Annotated in this window: 22 protein-coding genes; 12 read left to right on the forward strand and 10 right to left on the reverse strand. The window is 71.2% G+C overall.

What is annotated here, in order from left to right:
* Positions 1–10 precede the first annotated feature (10 nt).
* Both ccmA and ccmB read left to right on the forward strand, forming a co-directional pair.
* Entirely contained in the window at positions 11–607 is a 597-nt protein-coding gene (gene ccmA, locus WJM96_RS02320; protein ID WP_424810808.1) for a heme ABC exporter ATP-binding protein CcmA, read from the forward strand.
* Complete coding sequence (gene ccmB / locus WJM96_RS02325) at positions 604–1,254, forward strand: heme exporter protein CcmB (protein WP_424810809.1); 651 nt, start codon at positions 604–606, stop codon at positions 1,252–1,254. Before ccmA ends, ccmB begins: the two co-directional genes overlap by 4 nt.
* On the opposite strand, the gene WJM96_RS02330 is transcribed toward ccmB, so the two are convergent.
* The 3 genes from WJM96_RS02330 to WJM96_RS02340 form a co-directional block, all read right to left on the reverse strand.
* Positions 1,251–1,751, reverse strand: coding sequence for a MarR family winged helix-turn-helix transcriptional regulator (locus WJM96_RS02330; protein ID WP_424810810.1), 501 nt, complete (start codon positions 1,749–1,751; stop codon positions 1,251–1,253). The genes ccmB and WJM96_RS02330 overlap by 4 nt on opposite strands.
* 106 nt (positions 1,752–1,857) lie before the next feature.
* The gene (locus WJM96_RS02335; protein ID WP_424810811.1) at positions 1,858–2,943 is read right to left on the reverse strand and encodes an acyltransferase family protein; all 1,086 of its coding nucleotides are present in this window, start codon (positions 2,941–2,943) and stop codon (positions 1,858–1,860) included.
* Between the two features lie 269 nt (positions 2,944–3,212).
* Positions 3,213–3,617 (reverse strand): hypothetical protein, encoded by a 405-nt coding sequence (locus tag WJM96_RS02340; protein ID WP_424810812.1) that lies wholly within the window; start codon positions 3,615–3,617, stop codon positions 3,213–3,215.
* A gap of 162 nt (positions 3,618–3,779) precedes the next feature.
* Here WJM96_RS02340 and radA point away from each other — a divergent pair, with 162 nt between their 5' ends.
* The 7 genes from radA (at position 3,780) to WJM96_RS02375 (ending at position 10,401) form a co-directional block, all read left to right on the forward strand.
* Complete coding sequence (gene radA / locus WJM96_RS02345; RefSeq protein WP_424810813.1) at positions 3,780–5,186, forward strand: DNA repair protein RadA; 1,407 nt, start codon at positions 3,780–3,782, stop codon at positions 5,184–5,186.
* A gap of 78 nt (positions 5,187–5,264) precedes the next feature.
* Positions 5,265–5,825 carry a CvpA family protein gene (locus WJM96_RS02350; RefSeq protein WP_424810814.1) on the forward strand — a complete coding sequence of 187 codons (561 nt, stop codon included), beginning with the start codon at positions 5,265–5,267 and terminating at the stop codon, positions 5,823–5,825.
* Between the two features lie 12 nt (positions 5,826–5,837).
* Positions 5,838–7,289, forward strand: coding sequence for an amidophosphoribosyltransferase (gene purF, locus WJM96_RS02355; RefSeq protein ID WP_424810815.1), 1,452 nt, complete (start codon positions 5,838–5,840; stop codon positions 7,287–7,289).
* Positions 7,286–7,996 carry an SDR family NAD(P)-dependent oxidoreductase gene (locus WJM96_RS02360; protein ID WP_424810816.1) on the forward strand — a complete coding sequence of 237 codons (711 nt, stop codon included), beginning with the start codon at positions 7,286–7,288 and terminating at the stop codon, positions 7,994–7,996. Before purF ends, WJM96_RS02360 begins: the two co-directional genes overlap by 4 nt.
* A gap of 3 nt (positions 7,997–7,999) precedes the next feature.
* Complete coding sequence (locus WJM96_RS02365) at positions 8,000–8,818, forward strand: 23S rRNA (adenine(2030)-N(6))-methyltransferase RlmJ (RefSeq protein ID WP_424811809.1); 819 nt, start codon at positions 8,000–8,002, stop codon at positions 8,816–8,818.
* Entirely contained in the window at positions 8,811–9,785 is a 975-nt protein-coding gene (locus tag WJM96_RS02370) for an NAD(P)H-dependent glycerol-3-phosphate dehydrogenase (protein ID WP_424810817.1), read from the forward strand. Before WJM96_RS02365 ends, WJM96_RS02370 begins: the two co-directional genes overlap by 8 nt.
* A 40-nt stretch (positions 9,786–9,825) precedes the next feature.
* A complete protein-coding gene (locus WJM96_RS02375; protein WP_424810818.1) occupies positions 9,826–10,401 on the forward strand; it encodes a hypothetical protein in 576 nt (191 codons plus the stop codon).
* A 3-nt stretch (positions 10,402–10,404) separates the two neighbouring features.
* Here WJM96_RS02375 and WJM96_RS02380 read toward each other — a convergent pair whose 3' ends face one another.
* From WJM96_RS02380 to hemC, 4 genes are read right to left on the reverse strand one after another with little or no spacing between them, the layout of a single operon-like run.
* Positions 10,405–11,655 (reverse strand): heme biosynthesis HemY N-terminal domain-containing protein, encoded by a 1,251-nt coding sequence (locus WJM96_RS02380; protein WP_424810819.1) that lies wholly within the window; start codon positions 11,653–11,655, stop codon positions 10,405–10,407.
* Positions 11,656–11,661: 6 nt separating this feature from the next.
* Complete coding sequence (locus WJM96_RS02385) at positions 11,662–12,723, reverse strand: hypothetical protein (protein WP_424810820.1); 1,062 nt, start codon at positions 12,721–12,723, stop codon at positions 11,662–11,664.
* Positions 12,720–13,427, reverse strand: coding sequence for a uroporphyrinogen-III synthase (locus WJM96_RS02390; RefSeq protein WP_424810821.1), 708 nt, complete (start codon positions 13,425–13,427; stop codon positions 12,720–12,722). The genes WJM96_RS02385 and WJM96_RS02390 overlap by 4 nt, the downstream gene beginning before the upstream one ends.
* The gene (gene hemC / locus WJM96_RS02395) at positions 13,420–14,472 is read right to left on the reverse strand and encodes a hydroxymethylbilane synthase (protein WP_424810822.1); all 1,053 of its coding nucleotides are present in this window, start codon (positions 14,470–14,472) and stop codon (positions 13,420–13,422) included. The genes WJM96_RS02390 and hemC overlap by 8 nt, the downstream gene beginning before the upstream one ends.
* On the opposite strand from hemC, the gene tsaD reads away from it, so the two are divergent.
* The 3 genes from tsaD to WJM96_RS02410 all read left to right on the forward strand — a co-directional run bounded on the left by tsaD (position 14,471) and on the right by WJM96_RS02410 (position 17,474).
* Entirely contained in the window at positions 14,471–15,496 is a 1,026-nt protein-coding gene (gene tsaD / locus WJM96_RS02400) for a tRNA (adenosine(37)-N6)-threonylcarbamoyltransferase complex transferase subunit TsaD (protein ID WP_424810823.1), read from the forward strand. The two genes, hemC and tsaD, sit on opposite strands and share 2 nt — an antisense overlap.
* 62 nt (positions 15,497–15,558) lie before the next feature.
* On the forward strand, positions 15,559–16,779 hold the full coding sequence (locus WJM96_RS02405; RefSeq protein WP_424810824.1) for an MFS transporter: 1,221 nt from the start codon (positions 15,559–15,561) through the stop codon (positions 16,777–16,779).
* 53 nt (positions 16,780–16,832) lie between these two features.
* Complete coding sequence (locus tag WJM96_RS02410) at positions 16,833–17,474, forward strand: trimeric intracellular cation channel family protein (protein ID WP_424810825.1); 642 nt, start codon at positions 16,833–16,835, stop codon at positions 17,472–17,474.
* A gap of 24 nt (positions 17,475–17,498) precedes the next feature.
* Here WJM96_RS02410 and WJM96_RS02415 read toward each other — a convergent pair whose 3' ends face one another.
* The 3 genes from WJM96_RS02415 to WJM96_RS02425 form a co-directional block, all read right to left on the reverse strand.
* Entirely contained in the window at positions 17,499–18,029 is a 531-nt protein-coding gene (locus WJM96_RS02415) for a carboxymuconolactone decarboxylase family protein (RefSeq protein ID WP_424810826.1), read from the reverse strand.
* Between the two features lie 161 nt (positions 18,030–18,190).
* On the reverse strand, positions 18,191–18,766 hold the full coding sequence (locus WJM96_RS02420; RefSeq protein WP_424810827.1) for a peroxiredoxin: 576 nt from the start codon (positions 18,764–18,766) through the stop codon (positions 18,191–18,193).
* Between the two features lie 115 nt (positions 18,767–18,881).
* Positions 18,882–23,171 carry a DUF4011 domain-containing protein gene (locus WJM96_RS02425; RefSeq protein WP_424810828.1) on the reverse strand — a complete coding sequence of 1,430 codons (4,290 nt, stop codon included), beginning with the start codon at positions 23,169–23,171 and terminating at the stop codon, positions 18,882–18,884.
* Positions 23,172–23,174 lie beyond the last annotated feature (3 nt).

A 23,174-nucleotide genomic window follows, 5' to 3' on the forward strand; every position in this document is an offset into this window, starting at 1 on the left:
GTCCATGGAGGTGACGCTGCTCGAAGCGCAAGAACTCGGCTGCTGGCGCGGGGAGCGGCTCGTATTCAATTGCGTCTCATTCGCAATAAAGCCCGGCGAGGCGCTGCTGCTGACCGGCGCGAATGGCGCCGGGAAGTCGTCATTGCTTCGTGTCGTCGCCGGTCTGCTTCGTGCGGAGGCCGGAAAGCTGTTGTGGAACGGCGAGGACGCGCTGGCCGATCTGCCGGCGCATGGCGCGCGCCTGCGCTACCTCGGCCACCAGGATGCCCTGAAGCCCTCGTTCTCCGTGGCCGAGAATCTCGCTTTGTCGGCAGGGCTGCATGGCGGCGATGTCATGGCCGCGCTCGATGCCTTGGGTGTGCTCCCGCTCGCGGAGCTGCCTGCGCGGGTGCTCTCCGCGGGCCAGCGCCGCCGAGTCGCGCTGGCGCGGCTGCTGCTGGGCACCTCGCGCCTCTGGCTGCTGGATGAGCCCAGCGTCGGGCTGGACGTGGATTCCGTCGCGCGTCTCGCGCCGCTCTTCGCCGCGCATCGCGCGGCCGGGGGCATGGTGATCGCGGCGACGCATCTGCCGCTGCCGCTGCCGGACAGCCGGGAACTGCGCCTGTGATCGCCCTTCTCCGGCGCGAGCTGCGCCTGGCCCTGCGCCATCCGGCGGACACGCTTTCCGCCGTGATGTTCTTCGTGCTGGTGACCGCGCTGTTCCCCTTCGGCACGGGGCCTTCGCCGGAGCTGCTCTCGCAGCTCGCGCCCGGCGCGATGCTGGCCGCCGCGCTGCTGGCGGCGCTGCTGCCGCTCGATCGTCTCTTCGGCGCGGAGGCCGAGGATGGTTCTCTGGATCAATTGCTGCTGAGCGGCCTGCACCCTGCGGCGATCGCGGCGGTGAAGGCGCTGGCGCACTGGATCACCACGGGCGTTCCGCTCATGGCCGCGACGCCCGTGGCGGCCGCGTTGCTGAACCTGCCCGTGGAGGCCTGGGGCGTGGCGGTGGCGGCGCTGGCGCTGGGCTCGGCCTTTCTCTCCCTGCTGGGCACGGCGGGCGCGGCGCTGACGCTGGGCGCGCGGCGCGGCGGCGTGCTGCTGCCGCTGCTCGTGCTGCCGTTGGGCATTCCCGCCATCATCTTCGGCGCCGCCGCGATCTCGGCGGCGGCGGAGGGGATGGCGGCGCAGCCCTATCTGTTGCTGGAGGCCGCGCTGCTGGCCCTTGCCGCGCCGCTGGCGCCTCTCGCGGCCGGGGCCGCGCTGCGGGAAGGCTAGGCCGGCGCCTTGTCGATCAGCTCGGCGGCGGCACCGTGCAGCTCATCGAGCGAATCCCGCGCTGCCTCGGCCACGCCCGGGCGAAGCCTGGCGGTCACGGCCGCCTGCGCCGCGGCCCAGAGAGGGAGGGCTTCGGCCAGCTTCTCCCGTCCGGCGGGCGTCAGGCGATAGGTGATGCGCCGTCCCTCGCCGGGTGCTGAGACGAGCAGCCCACCCTCCAGCAGCCGCGCGAGGTTTCGCGTCAGGGTCGACCGCTCGATGCCCAGACGGTCCGCCAACTCGCGCGCGGAGCCCGTGCTGTGGGAGGCCACGACGTTCAGGATGAGGAACTGCGAAGGCTCCAGCCCCGACGGCGAGAGGTGGAGGGCATAGACACGTGAAATCAGATTTGCCGCCCGGCGCGCGGCGAAAGCCAGGCAATCGGCACTGATGGCGGTGCAGGCCGATTCGACATCCTGGGTGCGGAGAGCCTCGCGGTGCATACTGTGCATATACATCTCTCGCACCTCGTTATCAGGAGGCATGCTGAAAAAAGAGAAGCCCGCGCCCGCACCTTCGGCCCAGGTTCGGGCAGGGGTACGGGACCGATGCCCGGGGCAATTATTATCGCACGCGGTTCCAATCGTTATCATAGGAGGGAATGGCGTGCCGGATTTGGAGAAAAGGCTTCTCCACGAAGCGCCAGGAGAGATACCCCAAGCCCATGGCAATAGGAGCGGCGATGGCGGAAACTCCGAGGGCGCCGATCGATGCCCCGAACACAGTAATGACAGCCTGCTGTACCGGGAAAGCATACAGATAGGTTCCGTAAGAGATATCACCCACCCTTTGTCCCAACGCAAATTTGATGGGAAAAGCCAAGCCAAAGTACATGACCAAATATCCCACGCTGAGCACGTAAATGATGAACTTGGCCGGGCTGTATATTCCGAGATAGAGAAGAATCGCGAAGCACGCCACTGTTCCTGCGCTAAGTTTAATTCGGTCGCGAAATTCCCAATAGCATGCGCCCATCGTGAAAAAGCAAAACATTCTTAAGGCGGGGAAAAATTGTATGGACCTAAGCACGCCAAATTCTGGCGGCAAATAGGCGGGCAAGACGACGTAAGAGCCTATCGCTAAAATAGCGCACAACAGCAGAGTTCTCCCGTTGATAAGACCTAAAGAAAGAAAAACGGGAAACAACAAATAGAACGTCGCCTCAATCGGCAGTGTCCAGAGGCTTCCATTAACGGCGGGAATCGGTAAATTAGAAAAAACGCCGGGTAGTGTGGTCGTAATATTAAAAACAAAAAAGCCTAGAAGATGGTTATGGGTTTCCGAATTGGTGAAATAATTTCCCAAGCTTAGATTTGTAAAAATTGGTCCTACAATAAATGTTGTAAATATGAGGCAGACCAGTAACCCTGGCATAATTCGCAGGGCGCGAGATTTCATATAGGTGGCCATATTATGCCGCTCAGATGAGCGGTATATAAGGAACCCGCTGATGAAGAAGAAAATTGAGACGGCAAGGCCGCCGCCACTGTCGTAATTGCCCAGGTAACGAATGAAGGGTTCATGCGGAGATGAAATAAGGGAGAAGCTATGGCTGATCAGCACGGTCAGTGCCGCGATAAGCCGTATCAAGTCAAAGTTGTTCGACCCCTGCTCCATGGCGGCGGCAACAGAAATATCAGTTCGTTTCATATAATGCCTCTGGGGGCCTTTGGGAGCCGTTGCTCTTCTGGGGCGTTCTGGACCCTGTCGGCAAGTAACGATCGTGACAAGCCCCCGGAGAGGCCGGACGGCCTGGCCGCAGCCATGCGGCAAAGCGCGCGCCCCGGTGGCGCGCGTTCGCAAATAAATTCGGGATGGGAAAGAGCCCCGGCGGGGCGGGGAGTGGGGGGAACCCCGCCGGGGCAAAGTCCGCCGCGCCAGGGTTGGGGGAGGCAGCGCGGCGGCAGTTCTTTCTTGGCCTAGCGGCACACCACCTGGGTGGCGGGCGGCAGGTCGTACACATTGCTCAACGCGCCAGAGCCGCTCGGGTTGTTGAAGCGATCGATGCCCAGCAAAATTGGGCCTGAGTTGCCCCAGGGACCCAGCGTGCTGAACATGGTGCCGTTAGGGCGGTTCTGGGCCTGGGTGGCGTTGAAGGCCACCGCGAAATGCACCGGCTCGCCCGTCCGGTTCTGCAGGATCACGTAGTAGGACACCGTGCTGGTACGGCCGTCGCTGGCCACGGAGCCGTAGAAGCTCACAGCCTGGATGCGGTTGTGGCAGTAGCTGGCGGGGGCGGTTTGTGCGGCGGCGTCGCGCATGGGCAGGGCCGTCATGCCCAGGGTGGCGGCGGCGATCGCGGTGGCCATCATGAAGGTCTTCATCTCAGAGGTTCCTTTCCATCGGGTTGATCGGTTCTGTCCGATGAGGAAAAACTAACGGCGCCCGACGATAGGCTCCAATCCAAGAAACGAGACGACACGATAGACGTAACCTATCGTTCCCCGCCCTTGCGGCGCGGCTTGTGTTCTTGATACGTTCTGTTCATGGCCAAGGATCGCACCCGCTTCGTCTGCCAGTCCTGCGGGGCCGATTTCCCCAAATGGCAGGGGCGCTGCGACGCCTGCGGCGAATGGAACACCCTCACCGAGGAAGCGGTGGGCCCGCGCGGGCCCGGCCCCGCCGGCAAGGCGCCCCCCGGGCGCGGGATCGAGCTGGTGGGGCTGGCCGGAGAATCCGCGCCGCCTCCGCGCCACCTGACGGGCATCGCCGAGCTGGATCGCGTGCTGGGCGGCGGCTTCGTCCCAGCCTCGGCCGTGCTGGTGGGCGGCGACCCGGGCATCGGCAAGTCCACCATCCTCCTGCAGGCGGCCGCGCGCATGTCGAGCGCGGGCAAGCGCGTCCTCTACATCTCGGGCGAGGAGGCGGTGGCCCAAGTGCGACTGCGCGCGCGGCGCCTCGGCCTCGCTGAGGCGCCGCTGGCGCTGGCGGCGGCTTCCGCGCTCCGCGATATCATCGCGAGCCTCGAGGCCGAGAAGGACGCCTCCCTCGTCATCATCGATTCCATCCAGACCATGTGGCTCGACGCGCTGGATTCGGCGCCCGGCACCGTCGCCCAGGTCCGCACCTGCGCCTTCGAGCTGATCCGCTGCGCCAAGGCGCGCGGCTTCGCGCTGGTTCTGGTCGGCCATGTAACGAAGGAGGGCACGCTCGCCGGCCCACGCGTGCTGGAGCACATGGTCGACGCCACGCTCTACTTCGAGGGCGACCGGGGCCACCAGTTCCGCATCCTGCGCGCCACCAAGAACCGCTTCGGCGCCACCGACGAGATCGGCGTCTTCGAGATGACCGAGGGCGGGCTGGTCGAGGTCACCAACCCCTCGGCTCTCTTCCTCGCCGAACGCCGGGGCAACATCTCGGGCAGCGCCGTCTTCGCGGGGATGGAGGGCTCGCGGCCCGTGCTGGTGGAGGTGCAGGCCCTGCTCTCGCCCAGCAATGGCGGCAGTCCCAGGCGCCAGGTCGTGGGCTGGGAGGGCGGGCGGCTCTCCATGCTGCTGGCGGTGCTGGAGGCGCGCTGCAACCTCACCTTCGCGCAGGCGGACGTCTACCTGAACATCGCCGGCGGCCTGCGCATCAACGAGCCCGCGGCGGACATGGCGGTGGCGGCGGCCCTGGTCTCCGCCATCACGGACCGGCCGACGGACCCGGACGCCGTCTATTTCGGCGAGGTCGGGCTTTCCGGCGAGATCCGGCAGGTCTCGCAGGCCGAGCTGCGGCTGCGGGAGGCGCAGAAGCTGGGCTTCGGCGCGGCCGTGCTGCCGCGCCGGGTCGCGCGCGGCAACAAGGCGCCGGCGCCGATGGAGGGGCTCAAGCTCACCGAGATCGGCCATCTGGCAGACCTCGTCGCTCCCTTCGCGGCCGGAACCCTCAAGCGGGAGAAGGCGCGGGCGTGACGGCGCGGTAACCCGGGAAGCCCCCAGGAAGGCCCGGGACTCACACGAATCGTTGGAGCCCTGTATAGCCAGCGGTGCATGACCTGGGCGGATGGCATACTCCTCATCGTGATGGTGGTCTCCGCCATCCTTTCCTTCCTGCGCGGCTTCGTGCGGGAATTCCTGGGTGTCGCCGCCTGGATCGGCGCCGCCTTCGCCGCCTTCGCCCTGCGGGAGCCGCTGGCGGCGATGATGGAAGGCACGGTCGAGCCCGACTGGCTGGCCGATGGCGTGGCCGTCGGCGTGGTCTTCCTCGTCGTGCTGGTGGTGCTGAAGCTTGTGATCCACGCATTGGCGGGTCGCGTCCAGAGCAGCCCGCTGGGGGGTGTAGACCGCTCCCTGGGTGCCATATTTGGGTTGGTTCGCGGGGCCTTTATCGCTGCTTTGGCCTATGTTCTCGCGGGACTCGTGGTCCCCGCCGTGGAACGATGGCCCGAAGCGGTGCGTGAAGCCCGCGCGCTTCCTCTTGTCGTCGATCTCGCAAGATGGGTTGTGGCCTTGATGCCGGAGGAGTATCGCCCCCGCATCGCGGCGCCCCCGGAACGCCGCGAGCCGACGCAGGAGGATCTGATGCGTCCGCCTGCCCGCTCTCGAACCTAGAGGTCGCCCCCCATGTCCCTGCCCCTCTCGGACGACGACAAATTCCACGAGGAATGCGGCGTCTTCGGCGTCTGGCGGCACAAGGACGCGGCGGCGCTGACCGCCCTCGGCCTGCATGCCCTGCAGCATCGCGGCCAGGAAGCCTCGGGCATCGTGACGCTGGATGATGCGGGCATCTTCCACACGCATAAGGGCCTCGGCCTCGTCGGCGACATCTTCGGCGACGCCAAGGTGATGAACAGCCTGCCGGGCCGCGCCGCGATCGGCCACAACCGCTACGCCACGACGGGCGAGACGGCGCTGCGCAACGTGCAGCCGCTCTTCGCCGACTTCGAGTTCGGCGGCTTCGGCGTGGGCCACAACGGCAACCTCACCAATGCGGCCGCGCTGAAGCGCGCGCTGGTGCGCCGCGGCTGCCTCTTCCAGTCCAGCACGGACAGCGAGGTGTTCATCCACCTCATCGCCATCAGCCTCTACTCGACGGTGCTGGACCGGCTGATCGACGCGCTGAAGCAGGTTCAGGGCGCCTATTCGCTGGTGGCGCTCCACAATGGCGGCCTCATCGGTGCGCGCGACCCGATGGGCGTGCGCCCGCTGGTGCTGGGCCGCCTCAACGATGGCTGGGTGCTCGCGAGCGAGACCTGCGCGCTCGACATCGTCAGCGCGGAATTCGTGCGCGACATCGAACCGGGCGAGATCGTCGTGATCGACGACAGCGGCATCCGCTCCGTGAAGCCCTTCCCGAACACCGAGAACCGCTTCTGCATCTTCGAGTACATCTACTTCGCCCGCCCTGATTCGGTGGTCGAGGGAACGCCGGTCTACGACACCCGCAAGCGCATCGGCGCCGAGCTGGCGCGCGAGAGCGCGGTGGCGGCAGATGTCGTGGTTCCCGTGCCGGACAGCGGCGTCCCCGCCGCCATGGGCTACGCCACCGAATCCGGCATTCCGTTCGAGCTCGGCATCATCCGCAACCACTACGTCGGCCGCACCTTCATCGAGCCTACGGACCAGATCCGGCATCTGGGTGTGAAGCTGAAGCACAGCGCCAACCGCCCGATGCTCGAGGGCAAGCGCGTCATCCTCGTGGATGACAGCATCGTGCGCGGCACGACCTCGAAGAAGATCGTCGAGATGGTGCGCCAGGCCGGCGCGGCCGAGGTGCATATGCGCATCTCCTCGCCGCCGACGACGCACAGCTGCTTCTACGGCATCGACACGCCCGAGCGCTCGCAGCTGCTGGCCGCGAAGCACGACCTCGAGGAGATGGCGAAGCTGATCGGCGTGGACAGCCTCGCCTTCATCTCCATCGACGGCCTCTACCGCGCGCTCGGCCGCAAGGGCCGCGACGCGCGCGACCCCGCCTTCTGCGACGCCTGCTTCACCGGCGAGTACGCGATCCCGCTCACCGATTGGGCCGATACGCCCGAAGAGCAGACCGGCAGGCTCAGGATCAGCGCGTGACCACTCAGAACCTGAAGGGCAAGGTCGCGCTCGTCACGGGCGCGAGCCGCGGGATCGGGCGCGCGACGGCCGTGGCGCTGGCCGGGCTCGGCGCGCATCTGGTGATCACGGCGCGCAGCCAGGGCGGCCTCGAGGAGACGGATGACATGATCCGCGCCGCCGGCGGCAGCGCGACGCTCATCCCGCTCGACCTCCAGCGCGAGGGCGAACAGATCGACATGCTCGGCCCCTCGATCGTCGAGCGCTTCGGCCGGCTGGACATCCTGGTCCATGCGGCGGCCGTGCTGTCGAAGCTCACTCCCGTGGCGCACATCATGCCGCGCGACTGGGAGGAGAGCCTCGCGGTGAACACCAGTGCGACCTGGCGCCTCATCCGCACCTGCGATCCGCCGCTGCGCGCGGCCGAGGCAGGGCGTGCGGTGGTGCTGACGGACCGCCACGTCTTCGCCCCCGCCGCCTATTGGGGCCTCTATTCCGCCGCCAAGGCCGCGCAGGCGCATCTCGTGGGCTGCTGGGCCGCGGAGCTGGAGCAGACCAAGCTGCGCGTCGCGCTGGTCGATCCGGGCCCTGTCGCGACTCAGCTTCGCATGGTCGCCTTCCCCGGCGAGGACCAGAAGAAGATCCGCCAGCCGGAGGAAGTCGGCGCCGCGGTCGCGGCTCTCGTCGCCGGCTCGCCCTTCCCGCATGGCGACGTCACGCGGATCTGAGCGATCAACTACCGCCACGCCTTCCACGCGGGAAATTTCGCGGACTGCATGAAGCACGCGCTGCTGGTGTGGCTTCTGCGCGCCCTCGCGCGCAAGCCGGCGGCGTTCCGCGTGCTCGACACCCATGCGGGCATCGGCCGCTATGACCTTTCCGGCGGCGAGGCGCAGCGCACGGGCGAGTGGCGCGAGGGCATCGGGCGCCTCGCCGGAATCGGCGACGGGCCGCTGGCCGACTATGTCGCGCTGGGGGGCGGCGGCACGGACTATCCGGGCTCGCCCGCGCTGACCGCCGCGCTGCTGCGCGAGCAGGACCGCCTCACTCTCGTCGAGCTGCACGAGCAGGATCACGCGACGCTGCGCGCGCTCTTCCGGCGCGATCCGCGCGTGTCCGTGCATCATCGCGATGCCTGGGAAGCGCTGCGGGCGCTGGTGCCCTTCGCGGAGAAGCGCGGCCTCGTTCTCATGGACCCGCCCTTCGAGCAGCCGGGCGAGTACGAGCGCATGGCCGCCGCCATCGCCGAGGTCTCGCGCCGCGCGCGCGGGCTGGTGCAGGCGGCATGGTATCCGATCAAGGGCCGCGCGCCCGTGCGCGCCTTCCACACGGATCTGGCCGGAAGCGGCGTGCGCGACATCGTGGCGGCCGAGCTCTATCTGCGGGACCCGGTCGATACCGCGCGGCTCAATGGCTGCGGCCTGGTGGTGGTGAACCCGCCCTTCGGCTTCGAGGAAGCGGCGCGCGAGATCCTCGCGGCCCTGGCCGAACGGCTCGCGACCGGCGAGCCTGGCGGCGGCTGGAGCCTGGAGCGCGTCGCCGATGAGTGAGATCTCCGTCCTCGGTGCGGGGGCCTGGGGCACGGCGCTGGCGCTCCACGCCTGCCGCCAGGGGCATCGCGTGACGCTCTGGGCGCGCGACCCGGCGCGTGCGGCCGAGATCGCGACGGCGCGCGCCAATCCTCGCCTGCCGGGCGTTCTCCTGCCGGATGCCCTGCGCGTCACGGGCGATGCGGAGGAAGCGGCGCGGGCGGAGCTCACGGTGCTGGCCGTCCCGGTCCAGCCGCTGCGTGCCGTGCTGGCGCGCCTGCCCGTGCGCCTGCCGCCCCTGCTGCTGGCCTGCAAGGGGCTCGAGGCCGGCAGCCTGCGCCTGCCGCTGGAGGTGCTGGCCGAGGCGCGGCCGGGCCAGCCGGGGGGCGTGCTCTCCGGCCCCAATTTCGCGCATGAGGTGGCGGCGGGGCTTCCGGCCGCGAGCGTCGTGGCCTCCACCGATCCGGCGCTGCGGGAACGTGCGCTGGCGCTGCTCTCGGGCGGCGCGCTGCGGCTCTATGGCAGCGAGGATGCGCTCGGCGTGCAGCTGGGCGGCGCGGCGAAGAACGTGCTGGCCATCGCGGCCGGCATCGCGACCGGGGCGGGGCTGGGCGAGAATGCGCGCGCTGCGCTCATCACCCGAGGCCTCGCGGAGCTCTCGCGGCTCGTCGTCGGGCTGGGCGGACGCGTGGAGACGGCCTCGGGCCTCTCCGGCCTGGGCGACCTGATGCTGACCGCGACCGGGCCTTCCAGCCGCAACACCTCGCTCGGCATGGCGCTGGGGCGGGGCATGAAGCTGCAGGAGATCCTGGCGGGCCGCCAGGCGGTGACCGAGGGCGTGATGACCGCGCCCGCCCTGCTGGCCCGCGCCGAGGCGGCCGGGGTGGAGCTGCCGATCTGCGCCTCCGTGGTGGAGGTGCTCGAAGGCCGGCTCGACGTCGCGGGCGCCACGCGCGCCCTTCTCGCCAGACCGACGCGCGACGAATAGTCTCCGCTCAGGATTGCGGAGTACCGGGATGGGTCGGTTGGTGAAGCGGGTTCTCCTGATGTCGCTCCTGGCGGTGCCCGCCATGGCGCAGGAGCGCCCGGCCTTCTTCCCGGAGCGGGACGTGGCCGTGGTCTATCGCCTGGGCGGTTCCGAGGGGATCTCGCGCGAGGTCGCGGCCTCCTGGTCCGCCTCGCGCCAGATGCTGCGGGTCGAGATGCCCGGCATCGGGTGGTCGGTGCTGAACCGCCGCGCGCAGACGGGCTTCATCATCATCGAGGGCTCGCGGCGCGTGACGGCCATGCCGCCCGACATGCTGCGCCGGCAGCTCGGCCCCTCGCCGCGCGTGCGCTTCACGCGCCGGGGTCAGGACCGGGTGGCGGGCGAGGGCTGCACCGTCTGGGCATTCCGCGACCGCTCGACCGAGGGGACGCTCTGCGTCACCCCCGATGGCCTGCTGCTGCGAAGCGACGCGATTTCAGATGGCGTGCGGGGCAGCATCGAGGCGGTCGCCGTCAGCTATGCGGACCAGGGCGCCGTCAGCTTCGCCGTGCCGCCCGGCTACCGCTGGACCTCGCGGCCGCCGGCACGCCTCGCTCCCACCTCGCCCGGCGGCTAGGTTTCAGCGCGGCGCGCCGGTCCAGCCGATGGCGCCCGCCGTGCCGCAATTATCGCAGACCGGTGCCCAGCCGCGCTGCTCGGCGCCGCAATGGCCGCAGCGCCAGCCGGGGGCGACCGGCGCCGAGGCGGCTTCGCGCAGCCAGGCGGCCTCGCGCTCGCGCGCCGCGTCGGGGCCGTGCTCCGCGCCTTCCAGCTCGGCCAGCAGGGCGTAGCAGCGGCGGTCGGCCAGGCCGCTGTCCAGCCAGGCCTGCAGCTCCTGCCGGGCGCGGCCGGTAAGGCCCGCATCCAGCGCCACCCGTGCCCGTGCGCGATGGCTTTCCGGATGGGAGGGATTGGCCCGCGTCAGCTCGTCGATCAGCTTCACACGGCGCAGGAGATCGGGCTCCGCGGCGACCCAGGCGGCCGCGATATCGGGCTGCGGTGCGGCGTCCCAGGCCTGCTGCAGAACGCTGCGCGCGCGGCGCGGGCTGCCCGCATCCGCGAGACGCTTCGCATAGGCCAGTGCGGCGGGGGAGAAGCTGGGGTCCGCCATGAAGGCCTGGCGCTCCAGCTCGCGCGCCTTGGCTGGATCGGCCTCCTGCCCGGCAGCGGCGAGGCTGAGGCTGGCGCGCGGCGCCTCGGGGCTGGAGAGGGCGAGCGCCTCGCCCCAGTCCTGGCGGCGCAGCGCGACTTCGGAGCGCTCGGCACGCAGCCATTCGGCCTTGGGCTCCAGCGCCTGCGCATCGGCGGCGATCTGCCGTGCGCTGTCCCAGTCGCCACGCGCTTCGGCCTGGCGCAGCAGTCCGCGCAGGCCGAGGAACCTGGCGTCGGGCCGGGCGGCCAGGGCCTCGAAGGCCTCCGTGGCGGCTGCCTCGTCGCCCCGGGCGCGCGCCACCTCGGCCTGCAGGATGAGCAGCTGGGGCGAGGCGTTGCCGAGCTTCCTCGACCGCTCCACCTCGATCCGCGCCGCCTCGGTGCGGCCGGCGGCGAGCGCCACCATGGCGCGGGTCAGCGCGATGTCCGACAGGGCGCGGTCGTTCAGCCGGCGCCGCTCCCGGCGGCGCGCGGGCCAGCCGCGCAGCCAGGACCAGAAGCGCAGCAGCACGTGCCCCACGAGGAAGAGCGGCACCGCCACCACGATCGCGGCGGGCAAGGTGAGGCCGATGTACCAGTCCTCGTGCCGGATCTCGACCGTGCCGCCGAGCCCGGCAAGCCAGAGCACCAGCGCGAAGACGAGGACGAGGACGACGAGGATGCGGATCGCATGGCGCATGGCGCGTCAGCCGGCCGCGAGCTGCCGCAGCGCGGCGCGGGCCGCTGCCAACCCCTCGGCCTCGGCGATCCAGCCGCCGAGCGCCTGGCGCAGCGTGTCGGGCAGCAAGGCGAGGGCGGCGAGCGCGCCGGGGACGTCGCCGGCCTCCAGCGCGCGGCGGGCGCGCTCCACCTGCGTCTCCGACGCATCTCCCCAGACCACCTCCTCGCCACGGCGGATGGTGATGAGGGAGTTCAGCCGCGGGATCAGCCCGTCCTGCGCCTGGGTCGCGGCGCGGGCGCGGCGGACCGCGTCCTCGAAGGAAAGGCGCAGCGCGGCCTCGGTCGGCGGGCTGGCACTGGCGTAGCGCGTGAGGGCGGCGGGCGCCTGCGCGCCGAGACGGCCCAGCGCGTCGCCCAGCGGCTGCCCGGCGCCGAGCCGCGCGTTCAGTGCGTCGATGGCGGCCAGGCGCTCGGCCCGCGCTTCCGTGGCGGCAATGCGGCGCAGGGATTCCTGCACGGGGGCGAGGCGCTCGTTGATCTGCTGCTCCAGCGCTGCCACGCGCCGCTCGGCGGCCTGGGGCGCCTGGGCGGCGGCCTGCTCGGCGGCTTCCACGCGGCGCGCCAGGGCCTGCTCGGCGCTCGCCCGGGCCGATTGCGCCTCGGCCAGGCGGCGGGTCAGCGCCTCCTCAGCGGCGCGGGCGCGGGCCTCGGCCTCGTTGCGGAGGGCTGTCGCGCTTTCCGCAGCCTCGCGGCGCCCGGCGTCGCGGGCGGCCGCCAGCTCCTGCCGGAGGGCGGCGATGGCGGCAGGGTCGCCGGAGGGGCGGGCGCGCAGCTCGGCCAGCGCGGCCTCGCTGGCCTGCAGCCGGCGCGTCAGCTCCTCGATGCGGGCGTTGAGCGGGGCCATCGGGTCGGGCGGCGGCGCGGGGGTGGACGGGGTCGCCGCCACGCCGGGGCGTGCCTCGGCCATCGGGGCCGGGCGCTCGCGCGACATGAGCCAGGCGGCGGCGGCGATGAGCACCAGGGCGGCCACGGCCAGAGCGATCCAGGCGGGATCGACCGGAAGCTTGCGAGGGGAGGTCGTGGTCATGGGGTACCAAGCAACTCCAGAATGTGGCTCTGGTCCGGCCGCGGGGCGATGCGGATCGCCTTCCAGGGAACGGGCCGGAGCGCATGGGCGACGCGCGGGCTGATCGCGATGGCCTCCATGCCGCGCGTGGTCTCCTCAAGCCCGGCGGCGGTCAGGGCGCGGAGGCTACACGCCGCGCTGCGCGGCGAGAAGAACAATGCCCGTGACACTTCCCGGTTGCGGAGCGCGCGGGCCGCTTCCTCCGGCAGCCCAGGGGCGTCGGCGGCGGCATAGGCAAGGCGCCGTACCACGCGGAAGCCGCGCCGCCGCAGCGCGGCCGCGAGCTCCAGCGAATAGCCCTGGCCCACGGCGAGCAGCAGCGGCCCTGCGGCGGGGTCCAGGCTCCGCGCGGCGAGCTCGGCCATGGCCGCGGCATCGCCCTCGGCGGCGGTAACGCGGACGAAGCCGCGCTCGCGCGCCGCCTCGGCCGTGGCATCGCCTACCGCGATGACCGGCACGTCCCAGGGCGCCAGCGCACGGGCGGCGGCGCGGCTGGTCAGCAGCAGCGCCTGGGCCGGGACGGGCCGGAAGCCGGGAAGGGGGGCCAGCACCAGCGCCGGCGCCAGGATGGGCCGCCAGCCCAGCGCCTCCACGCGCGCCGCCGTCTCCGCCGCGCCGGGCTCGGGGCGTGTGATCAGGACGCCGGGGCGGCGGGGCTCAGGCAAAGATATCGGCCGGGCTGTCCTGCCGCAGCTCCTCGCCCAGCTCGCGGCCCAGCCGCACGGCGTCGGCGGCCGCGCCGTGGATGGTGCGCTTGAGCAGGAAGGAGCCGTCGGCGCGCGCGACGAGGCCCGTCAGATGCAGCGAGCCATCGGGCAGCAGCCGCGCATGCCCGCCAATGGGCGTGCGGCAGGAGCCGTCGAGCGCGGCCAGCAGCGCGCGCTCGGCCTTCGAGACGGCCGAGGCCTCGCGGTCCTCGATGCCGGCCAGCAGCTCCAGCAGTTCGGTATCCGTCTCGCGGCAGGTGATCGCGACGATTCCCTGGCCGGCGGCGGGCACCATGGCCTCGGGGTCCAGCGCCAGCGCGGCCTCGCCCTGCAGCCCCAGGCGCTTCAGCCCGGCGAGCGCGAGCAGCGAGGCCGTGACCTCGCCCGCCGCGACGGCGGCGAGCCGCGTCTGCACGTTGCCGCGCAGGGTGACGACCTGGAGGTCCGGCCGCGCCGCGAGCAGCTGCGACTGCCGCCGCAGCGAGGAGGAGCCGACCACGGCGCCCGCCGGCAGGCAGGCATAGGGGTCGCCCGCATCGGGCGCGCCGCAGCCGGGCCCGAGGATCAGCGCGTCGCGCGAATCCTCGCGCTTCAGCGTGCAGGCCAGGACGATGCCCGGCGGCATCTCCGTCTCGAGGTCCTTGAGGCTGTGGACCGCGAAATCCACGCGGCCGTCGATCAGCGCCTCGTGGATTTCCTTGGCGAAGAGGCCCTTGCCGCCGATATCGGCGAGGCGCCGGTTCTGGATGAGATCGCCCGTCGTGCGGATGGCGTGCTCCTCGAAGGCGTTCACGCCGCGCAGCACCGGGCAGAAGCCGGTGATGATCTCGAGGAAATGCCGCGTCTGCCAAAGGGCGAGCGGCGAGGCGCGCGTACCGACGCGGAGCGGCAGGGCCCGCATGCGGGAATGAGGCGGACGCGCGGCTCCAGGCATGGCGGAGGACATGGCAGCGTCATATAGGGCGGGCGTGATGAGCGAAACCCGGCCAGATTGTCCCACCATGGCCCCCCTCCTCGGGCCCGTTCTCGGGATCGAATCCAGCTGCGACGAAACCGCCGCGGCGGTGCTGGACCGCGACGGCCGCATCCTGGCCGAGGCGGTCTTCACCCAGGTGGCGGAGCACACGCGCTTCGGCGGGGTGGTGCCGGAGATCGCGGCGCGCGCGCATCTGCAAAGGCTCGGCGGGCTCGTTTCGCAGGTGATGGGCGAGGCGGGGGTGACCCCGCGCGACCTCGGCGGCGTGGCCGCGACGGCGGGGCCGGGGCTGATCGGCGGGCTGGTGGTGGGCGCAAGCTACGGCAAGGGGCTGGCGCTGGGGGCGGGGCTGCCCTTCCTGGGCGTGAATCACCTGGAGGCTCATGCCCTGACGGCGCGCCTCCCGGGGCTCTTCGAGGCGCCGCCGGCCTACCCCTACCTGCTGCTGCTGGTCTCCGGCGGGCATTGCCAATGCGTGGCGGTGGAGGGGCTGGGCCGCTACCGCCGCCTCGGCACCACGCTGGACGACGCGGTGGGCGAGGCCTTCGACAAGACGGCCAAGCTGCTCGGCCTGCCCTGGCCCGGCGGCGCGCATCTGGAGCGGCTGGCCGGGACGGGCGATGCCCGGGCGCTGAGGCTGCCGCGTCCGCTGCTGGGCCGGGCGGGCTGCGACTTCTCCTTCAGCGGGCTCAAGACGGCCGTCGCCCACGCGGTCGCGAAGGGCGAGGCGCGGCGGGAGGACATCGCGGCCAGCTTCCAGGCCAGCGTGGCGGCCGTGCTCGCGGACCGCGCGCGCCATGCCCATGCTATGCTGCCCGGCGCCACGGCGCTGGTGCTGGCAGGCGGCGTGGCAGCCAACCAGACGCTGCGCTCCGCGCTGGCGGATGCGACGCCCCTGCCGCTGCTGGCGCCGCCGCTGCGCCTCTGCACCGACAACGCCGTGATGGTCGCCTGGGCGGGGCTGGAGCGGCTGCGGGCCGGCCAGACGGACCCGATGGGGCTGGCGCCCCGCCCGCGCTGGCCGTTGGGAGAGCTGTCTCCGCCGCCATGAAGTTCCGGTAACCGGCTGGTGACTCGATTGACGTGTCTCGGGCCGAGGCGGAAATTATCCACATGAGCGAAACGGCCCTGACACCCAAGCGCGACGCGCAGATCTGCGCCCTGATCGGGACCGGGCATTTCCTCTCGCATTTCTACATGCTCTGCCTCGCGCCGCTCTTCCTGACCTGGCGCGACGAGTTCCATGTCTCCTTCGCGATGCTCGGGCTCGCGGTCGCGCTGATGAGCGGCACGACGGCGCTGCTGCAGACGCCGGTCGGCTTCCTCGTGGACAAGCACGGCGCGCGGCGCTTCCTGGTGGGCGGCACGCTGCTCATGGCGCTGTCCATCAGCGCCATGTCCTTCGCCACCGAGTTCTGGCAGATCCTGTTGCTGGCCGTGCTCTCGGGCGTCGGCAACTCGGTCATCCATCCGGCGGACTACGCCATCCTCGCAGGCTCCATCCGCAAGGAATTCGTGGGCCGCGCCTTCGCGCTGCACACCTTCACCGGCAATCTCGGCTTCGCGCTCGCCCCCCCGACGGTCGCGCTGCTGCTGCTGGTCATGGACTGGCGCGGTGCGCTGCTGCTGCTGGGCATGCTGGGTGTGCCGGTGGTGGGCACCATCCTGTGGCAGGCGCGCATCCTGAGCGACCAGCCCAAGGCGCGCGGCGCCAAGCCCAAGGGCGGCGCGCGGCTGCTGACCAGCAAGCCGATCCTCGCCTTCTTCGCCTTCTTCCTTCTCTCGGCCATGTCGGGCGCGGGCATCCAGGCCTTCCTCATCACCGTGCTGGGCAAGCTCTGGGGCACGCCGATCGCGATCGCCTCCATGGCGCTCACCGGCTACATGGTCGGCGCGACGATGGGCACGCTGGTCGGCGGCTGGTGGACCGACAAGAAGGGCGGCGGCGACCTGCTGGGCTTCGTGACCGTGCTGACGCTCATCGCGGCGGGGCTGCTGCTCTCCCTCGGCCTCGTGCCCTATCCCGAGATCATGCTGCCGGTGGTGGCGCTGGTGGGCGGGCTCTGCATGGGCTCCTCCCGCACGCCGCGCGACGTCATGCTGAAGGAAGCCTGCCCGCCGGGCGAGATCGGCAAGGTCTTCGGCTTCGTCAGCTCCGGCCTGCCGCTGGGCTCCGCGCTCATGCCGGTGCCGATGGGCCTGCTGATCGATTTCGGCCTGACGTGGATGGTGCTGCCCACGGTGGCGGCGCTGCTGGTGCTCTCGCTGGTCTGCGCGGGCGGGGCGCGCACCATGTCGCTCTCGCGCCGCGCGCAGATGCAGCCGGCCGAGTAGAGCATTCTCCCGCCGGATGGCATCATCCGGTCCGGAGATGCGGAGGCTGGCTCGTGTTGCTCGATACCTGGTTGGCTTGGCTCGACCTCGCGGGCATCGCGGTCTTTGCCGCCTCGGGCGCGCTCGTTGCCTCGCGCAAGCAGATGGACGTGATCGGCTTCATGGCCATGGGCGCCGTCACGGGCGTCGGCGGCGGGACGCTGCGCGACGTGCTGCTGGGGCGCACGCCCGTCTTCTGGCTGCAGAAGCCGGAACTGATCGGCGTGGCCTGCGCGGTGTCGCTGCTGGTCTTCTTCATCGCGCCGCATATCGAGAACCGCTACCGCACCCTGCTCTGGGCCGATGCCGTGGGGCTCTCGCTCTACGCGGTGCTGGGCGCGGAAATTGCCCTTCTGGCCGGGGCGCGGCCCTGGGCGGCGGTGCTGCTCGGCGTGGCGACGGCGACGGGCGGCGGCATCGTGCGCGACGTGATCAGCAACGAGTCGCCCCTGATCCTGCATCGCGAGATCTATGTGACGGCCGCCGCCGCCGGGGCGACGGTCTTCGTCGTGCTGCGGATGACCGGCACCTGGCGGGAGCCCGCGCTGCTGATCGCGGCGGGCGCCTGCTTCCTGATCCGCGCGGCGGCGCTGCGCTTCGGCTGGAGCCTGCCGACCTACCGCCCCAGGCCGGGGCGGCCGCCGCCGGCGCCCTGAGCCTTTGGCGCCTGGAGCGGGCGCTTAGGCCGCGACCGCTTCCTCGCCATCCAGCGTCACGGCGGTGGCATGCACCACGGCGGCGATGCGGACGGCAGCCTGCACCTGCTCGCCCGTCAGGCCGGCGTGCTTCACCACCTTCTCATGGGATTCCATGCACATGCCGCAGCCGTTGATGGCGGAAACCGCGAGCGACCAGAGCTCGAAGTCCGCCTTCTCGACGCCCGGCTTCGCCATGACGTTCATGCGCAGCTTGGCGGGCATGGTCGGGTAGTCGCCGCCCACGAGGTGCGTGAAGCGGTAGTAGATGTTGTTCATGCCCATGATGGAGGCGGCGGCCTTGGCGGCGGTCAGGGCCTCGGCGCTCAGCTGCGGGCCGAACTCGGCCATCATCGCGCGGATGACGCGGGCGTTGCGGCTGGCGAGAGCGGAGACGATGAAGGTGCCGGCGCGCTGCTGCTGCGTGAGCGAGGGCTCGGTGGAAAGGGTACCGAGGTTCAGCTTCTGGTCCTTGGCGTATTCCGGCAGGGCGTTACGCAGCGATTCCAGCGACATGGGACGCGGGCTCCGAATGAGATGAATTGTGGGGAAGAGAACCACCGACTTTCCGCCGCCCAAGGCGGCGGAAAGCGGGGGGTATAAGGGGGGCTGAATGCCCCCCTTTCGCTTGCGGCGGTAGGGTTGGTGTCGCGGCTACCGTCGCAAGCGACAGATACTTAGGCGGCCTTCTCGAACAGCTCCTGCGGCTTCAGGGCGTCCTCGCCCTTCGTCCAGTTGCAGGGGCACAGCTCGTCCGTCTGCAGCGCGTCGAGGATGCGCAGCGTCTCCTGCGGGTTGCGGCCGACGTTCAGGCCGTTGATGCCCACGTGCTGGATCGTGCCCTCGGGGTCGACGACGAAGGTCGCGCGCAGCGCCACGCCGGCGTTCTTGTCGAGGATGCCCAGGGCGGTCGAGAGCTCGCGCTTGACGTCCGCCAGCATCGGGATCGGCAGGTCCTTCAGGTCGGCATTGTGGACGCGCCAGTTGAGGTGGACGAACTCGCTGTCCGTGCTCACGCCGTAGACGACGGCGTCGCGGTCGGCGAATTCACCGGCGAGCTTGCCGAAGGCGGCGATCTCGGTCGGGCAGATGAAGGTGAAGTCCTTCGGCCAGAAGAAGACGATCTTCCACTTGCCCGCGTCGCTCTCGCTCGTGATCTGCGTGAAGGACTTGCCGGGGCCGCCCAGGCCCTCGTCGCCGCCCTTCACGGCGGTGAGGTCGAAGCTCGGGAACTTGTCGCCAACGGTCAGCATGCGGCTATCTCCTGCGGATGTCCTGCCGGGTAAGTCCCGGCCACGCCTCAGATATGGCAGTGCAGCATGCCCTTGGCCAATGAATTGTTTGAACACAAGTGATCGGAATTTTCGATCAAGTCGATGGGCGAGCTTTCAACGCGCCAGAGCCTTGCAGGACCGCGATTCTGGCCGCCATGGCGGGCGCGGCGGAGGCATCGAGGCCCAGCATCCGGGCCACGCCGGCGGCCAGCTCCTCCTCGCTGGCCTGGGGCTGGAGCTCCAGGAGCTTGCGGGCGGCGGCGGCGACCTCCTGCGGGTGGATCATCGCGGGCCGGCGCAGGAAGGGCGCGGCGGAGCGGCGGTCGCGCGGCTCGATAGGACGGTCCTCCTCGGCGAGCCAGAAGCCCTGCGCCTCGCGCAGGCCGCGGAGCACCCGGGCCTCCTTCAGCACGGCCGCGAATCCGGCCGCATCGGGAGCCGCGCCGCCGAGCAGCAGGCCGAGCCGTTCACGCAGCGCATCGGGGTGGATGGGCGCCTCCGTCTCCACGATCGCGGCGATGAGCGCAGAGAGCTCGGCCCGATTCGCGGGCAGCTTCTCCATGGCGGCCTCGCGATAGGGCTCGGCGAGGCCGGTTTCCGGCGCGGGCTGCGGGGGTGCGGCGGGGGCTTCCAGCCCGAGGGCGGCGCGCAGCCGCGACTCGGCGGCCTGGCGCTGGTTCAGCCAGTCGAAGGACCAGCTGCGGGCGAGGCGCCAGCCCATGCCCTCCAGCGCGGCCTGGCGGCCCCGGTCACGGTCGCGGGCGCAGCGCAGGCCGGACCAGTCGGCCGCGTCCAGCTCGATGCCGAGGTCGTAGCCCTCCTGCCCCTTCGCCGCGATGTCGAGGAACAGGCCGGAAAGGCCGAGCTGCGCCACCGGCTCGCGTCCCGATTGCGTCACCAGCCCCTCGATCAGACTGCCGATGGGCGAGGGCTTGCCGCCTTGCATCTCGCGATCCGCGCCGCCGGCGGCGAAGGCCAGGAAGGTCTTGAGCGCGGCAACGCCACGGCCCTGCGCGCGGGTGAGGTCGATCTCCTCCGCGCCGATGCCGGAGAAGACCACGCAGCGCCGCTTCGCCCGCGTGATGAGCACGTTCAGCCGCCGCTCGCCGCCTTCCATGGAGAGCGGGCCGAAGCGCATCGCGACCTTGCCGTCCGTGCCGCGCCCATAGCCGACGCTGATGAGGATCGCGTCGCGCTCGTCGCCCTGCACGTTCTCGAGGTTCTTCACGAAGAAGGGCTCCTCGGGATGCGCGGTGAAGAAGCCCTCGGTCCCGGGGCTCGCGCGCCGCTGCTCCTCCACCGCGTCGAGGATGGCGTCGCGCTGCGTGACGGAGAAGGCGGCGACGCCCAGCGTCTCGCCGGGGGTCTCGCGCGCATGGCGCATCACCGCCTCGGCCACCGCCTTGGCCTCCGGGAGGTTGGCACCGCCGCCATATTCCCCCTCGACCCGCACCAGCGAGAGGCCGAGGGCCGCGCTGCGCGGGCGCGGCGAGGGCAGGACCAGCAGCCGGTGCTCGTAGAACTCGGCGTTGGAGGTCGCGATCAGGCTCTCGTGCCGGCTGCGGTAGTGCCAGCGCAGCATGGCGCCCGGCAGGCCGCGCGCATTGCCGAGCCCGAGGATGCTTTCCACGTCGCGCGCATCCAGCGCCGCGTCCTCGTCCACGGGCGCGTCATCCTCGCTCTCCGTCATGCGCTGGAAGAAGCGGGAGGGCGGCATCTGCTTGTCGTCGCCGACCACCACCATCTGCCGCGCGCGCGCGATGGCGCCTAGCGCGTCCACCGGCTCGATCTGGCTCGCCTCGTCCATGACCATGAGATCGAAGAGCGGGAAGCCCGGCATGGTCGCGTGATGCGGATTGGCCAGGAATTGCGAGGCCGTCATCGGGCTCATCATCATGATGGGCTTGGCCTTGCGGATGAGCGGCGCGGCGCGCGAGAGCAGGGTGCGGATGGGCGCGTTGCCGCGCTTTCGCTCGAACTCGCCGCGCAGGAAGGCGAGGGAGGCAGCCTCCTCGCCCGCCACCAGCGCCTTGATGCGCGCGGCGTGGCGCGAAGCGGCCTCGCCGCGCGCCAGGCGCACGCGCGCCGCATCGGCCTCGCGGAAATCGGCGACGAGACGGTCGGCCGCCGCGCCGTCGAAGGCCGCGAGCTCGGGATGCTCGCGCATCGCCTGGCGGAACAGCGCCTCCCACACCGCGAAGTCGAGCGCGGCTTCGGCGGCATCGGGCATCAACGCGCCGGATTGCAGCGCATCGGCGAGCGGTGCCAGGGCGGGTTCGGAAGCGACGGCGCGCGCCCAGCCTTGCCAGGGCGCCAGCGCCTCGGGCTCCGCGGCCATGGCGGCAAGGCGTTCCGCAAGCGCGGCGAAGCTCTCCGGCGCGGCGAGGCCGAGCGTATCGCGGACGGTCGCCCAGGCCGCCAGGGCTTCGGCCTGGGCGGGGCTGGGCGGGGCGGCCTGGAAGATCCCGGCATGGCGCTCCATCCAGCCGAGCGCCTGGCTCAGCGTCGCCTCGTCCGCGCCGGTGGAGCCCGCGAGCCGCGTCTGTGCCGCCTGGGCGGCGAGCAGCGCTTCGAGCGCCGGCTGGTCCTCGGGGTCGCGCAGCGCGGCAGCCAGCTTCTCGCGCGCCTCGCGCCGGGCGCCGTCGAAGATGGAGAAGAGCCCGCCGGGCTTGGCCAGCGTACCGCGCGCGGCGGCGAGGCCTGGCATATCGAGCGCCCCGCGAAGGTAGCGGCTGTCGGCGCGTGCCGAAGCCACGAGGCGCAGGTCCGCCAGACGCTCCCGGGCCGCATCCACATCGCCGGGCTGCAGGGGGGCCTCGGCGCGCAGCGCGACATTCGCGGCGGCCTGCTCGGCCTCCGCAATGGTGCCGGGGCAGGCGGCGAGGGCACGGATGAGGCGTGGCAGGTCGGCTTGCAGCCGCGCTGCGGTCAGCGCATCGAGATCGGGGGAGACGCCGCGCCACGGGCTGCGCGCGCCCGCCGCATGCGCCGCCAGCTCCCGTCCCGCCGAGCGCAGTCCGCGCAGCCGCGTCGCATCCCAGCCGGAGGCATCGAGCTGGAAGGACGGCGGTGTCGCGCCCTGCGCGCGAAGGGCTGCCAGACGGCCCACCACCTCCTGCACCGCGACCCCTGTCTGGCCGACGGCCGCCCGCATGGCCGCCGCGTGGCGGTTCAGCCGGCCGCGGAGGTCGCCCAGCCGCTGCACCGCGGCCTCGCGCTGGGGTGTTGGCGGCGGCGGCAAGGCGAGGGTGGCGCGCAGCTCGTCCAGCACGGCGCGTCGCGTCGTATCCTCGCCGTGCAGGACCAGCAACGCCGCGCCGAGGCCCAGATTGTCCAGGCGGCGCTTCACCACCTCCAGTGCCGCCGCCTTCTCCGCGACGAAGAGGGCGCTGCGCCCGTCCATCACGGCCTGGGCCAGGATGTTCACGATGGTCTGGCTCTTGCCCGTGCCCGGTGGGCCCTGGATGACGAGGCTCTTGCCCTGGCGCACCGCCTCGGCGGCCAGCGCCTGGCTGCCGTCGACTTCCACCACATGGTCCAGCCGCTCGACCGGAATGGCGGTGTCCACATCGGCATCGTCGGCGAAGGGCGGCGGTTCGGGGGCGGCGGGCAGGGGGTCGAGCAGGCGGCGCAGCAGCGGATGCTCGAGCAGGCCCGGATGGGTCTCGGGGTCGAGGTCGCGCCACATCAGGAACTTGGCGAAGGCGAAGAGGCCGATATGCAGGGCCTCCGGATCCACCTTCCAATCGGCCCGGCCGGCCACGGCTTCCGCGATCTTCGCCGTCCAGCCTTCGGCCGCGAATTCCGGCAGCGTCACGCGGAACTCGGCCGAGAGCTTCTCGCGGAGCGAGAGGTTTTCGATCGCCTCCTCCGGCACGCCGGTCAGGCGGAACTGGTTGCTGACGCCCACGCGCTCCAGCTTCGCGGGGATGAGCAGCAGGGGCGCGAGGCGCTCGGTGCCCGGTGTCGCGGGATCGCGCCAGGCGAGCGTGCCGACGGCAAGGAAGAGGCTGGCGACGCCCGTCTCCTCCCGCGCGCTGCGGGCGTCGGACATCAGGTTGCGGAGGCGGCGCGTCAGCTCCTCCGGCGTCTGCGCGACGCGCAGGTTGGTGTCCTGCCGCATCTCCTCGCGCGTTGCATCCGCCTTGGCGGTGGAGACGCCATCCGCGCGGCGGCGCCTACCGCCTGCGCCCACGACGCCGGCCTCGAAGCCGAAGGCCTTGCCGGCGGCGAGCTGGGCCACCACGAATTCCGCATCCTCGTCATCGATGCGGATCACCCCGCGCGCCCGCCCGGGCGCGGGAAGGCTCAGCAGCCGGTTGCGGGCCGAAAGATCGATCAGCGCGCGGCGCGCCTGGTTCAGCGTGTCGGCGAGGGTGGTCATGGC

The sequence above is a fragment of the Roseococcus sp. YIM B11640 genome (assembly GCF_049727625.1).
In the GTDB taxonomy this organism is placed as follows: Bacteria; Pseudomonadota; Alphaproteobacteria; order Acetobacterales; family Acetobacteraceae; genus Roseococcus.

Bases quoted from the DNA above. Each gene is read 5' to 3' on its own strand.
- WJM96_RS02350 (WP_424810814.1), top strand. From the start codon at position 5,265: ATGACCTGGGCGGATGGCATACTCCTCATCGTGATGGTGGTCTCCGCC.
- WJM96_RS02340 (WP_424810812.1), bottom strand. From the start codon at position 3,617: ATGAAGACCTTCATGATGGCCACCGCGATCGCCGCCGCCACCCTGGGC.
- WJM96_RS02405 (WP_424810824.1), top strand. From the start codon at position 15,559: ATGAGCGAAACGGCCCTGACACCCAAGCGCGACGCGCAGATCTGCGCC.
- purF (WP_424810815.1), top strand. From the start codon at position 5,838: ATGTCCCTGCCCCTCTCGGACGACGACAAATTCCACGAGGAATGCGGC.
- WJM96_RS02420 (WP_424810827.1), bottom strand. From the start codon at position 18,766: ATGCTGACCGTTGGCGACAAGTTCCCGAGCTTCGACCTCACCGCCGTG.
- hemC (WP_424810822.1), bottom strand. From the start codon at position 14,472: ATGGTGGGACAATCTGGCCGGGTTTCGCTCATCACGCCCGCCCTATAT.
- WJM96_RS02385 (WP_424810820.1), bottom strand. From the start codon at position 12,723: ATGACCACGACCTCCCCTCGCAAGCTTCCGGTCGATCCCGCCTGGATC.
- WJM96_RS02425 (WP_424810828.1), bottom strand. From the start codon at position 23,171: ATGACCACCCTCGCCGACACGCTGAACCAGGCGCGCCGCGCGCTGATC.
- WJM96_RS02330 (WP_424810810.1), bottom strand. From the start codon at position 1,751: ATGTATATGCACAGTATGCACCGCGAGGCTCTCCGCACCCAGGATGTC.
- WJM96_RS02415 (WP_424810826.1), bottom strand. From the start codon at position 18,029: ATGTCGCTGGAATCGCTGCGTAACGCCCTGCCGGAATACGCCAAGGAC.
- WJM96_RS02380 (WP_424810819.1), bottom strand. From the start codon at position 11,655: ATGCGCCATGCGATCCGCATCCTCGTCGTCCTCGTCCTCGTCTTCGCG.
- radA (WP_424810813.1), top strand. From the start codon at position 3,780: ATGGCCAAGGATCGCACCCGCTTCGTCTGCCAGTCCTGCGGGGCCGAT.
- WJM96_RS02335 (WP_424810811.1), bottom strand. From the start codon at position 2,943: ATGAAACGAACTGATATTTCTGTTGCCGCCGCCATGGAGCAGGGGTCG.
- tsaD (WP_424810823.1), top strand. From the start codon at position 14,471: ATGGCCCCCCTCCTCGGGCCCGTTCTCGGGATCGAATCCAGCTGCGAC.
- WJM96_RS02370 (WP_424810817.1), top strand. From the start codon at position 8,811: ATGAGTGAGATCTCCGTCCTCGGTGCGGGGGCCTGGGGCACGGCGCTG.